Annotated in this window: 1 protein-coding gene and 1 pseudogene; both read left to right on the forward strand. The window is 61.5% G+C overall.

The features are described from left to right. Positions 1 to 302 (forward strand): annotated as a pseudogene (locus tag GGD50_RS32525) (cytochrome b); the annotation flags it as partial. A 24-nt stretch (positions 303 to 326) separates the two neighbouring features. After that, positions 327 to 1,075: cytochrome c1 (locus GGD50_RS32530; RefSeq protein ID WP_183941387.1), on the forward strand; the 749-nt coding region annotated here is incomplete at its 3' end.

The raw sequence follows: 1,075 nt of genomic DNA on the forward strand, positions 1-1,075 counted from the left end.
TGTTCTTCCTGCCCTGGCTCGACACCTCGAAGATCCGTTCGGCGGTTTATCGTCCGTGGTACAAGCTGTTCTTCTGGCTGTTCGTCGCCGATGCCATCCTGCTCGGCTGGCTCGGCTCGCAGCCGGCGGAAGGCGTCTACACCACGGCTGCGCAGTTTGCGACGCTGTTCTACTTCCTGTTCTTCCTCGTCGCCATGCCGGTTCTCGGCCTGGTGGAAACCCCGAGACGCATTCCGAATTCGATTACGGAGGCGGTTCTTGAAAAGCAGAGTGGCAAGACAGCCGCTCCGGTTGAAGCATAACCGGCGACGATAGAGGAAGAGAACATGAAAAAGCTTGTTGCCGGCCTTCTGTCGATCGCCCTCATCGGTGGCTTTGCGACGGTTGCAGCCGTTGCCGCGGAGACCAAGCCTGCCGCCGAAGCGGCGACGCCGCATTATCCGCTGAAGGAGCCGAGGGAGCAGCACTGGACCTTCTCCGGTCCCTTCGGCTACTACGACAAGGCGCAGCTTCAGCGCGGCCTGAAGGTCTATACGGAAGTCTGCTCCGCCTGTCATTCGATGAAGCTGGTGCCGTTCCGCACGCTGGAAGAGCTCGGCTATTCGGAAGCGCAGGTCAAAACCTTCGCGGCGAATTACGAGGTGCAGGACGGCCCGAACGCCCAGGGTGAGATGTTCACCCGCAAGGCGGTTCCGTCCGACCACTTCCCGCCGCCATTCCCGAATGACGAAGCGGCGGCCGCCTCGAACAATGGTGCGGTGCCGCCGGACATGTCGCTGCTTGCCAAGGCGCGTGAGGTCGAACGCGGTTTCCCGCAGTTCATCTTCGATATCTTCACGCAGTATCAGGAAGGCGGCCCGGATTATATCTACTCGCTGCTGACCGGCTATGAAGAGCCGCCGGCCGGCTTCCAGGTGCCGCAGAACTCGCACTACAATCCGTATTTCGATGCGGCGGCGAGCTTTGCCATGCCGAAGCCACTCTCCGACGGCCAGGTCACCTATGACGACGGCTCGCCGCAGACGGTCGACCAATATGCGCGCGACGTTGCCTCCTTCCTGATGTGGGCCTCGGA

Origin of the sequence: Martinezella paranaensis (assembly GCF_014200235.1) — a bacterium.
GTDB lineage: Bacteria > Pseudomonadota > Alphaproteobacteria > Rhizobiales > Rhizobiaceae > Rhizobium > Rhizobium paranaense.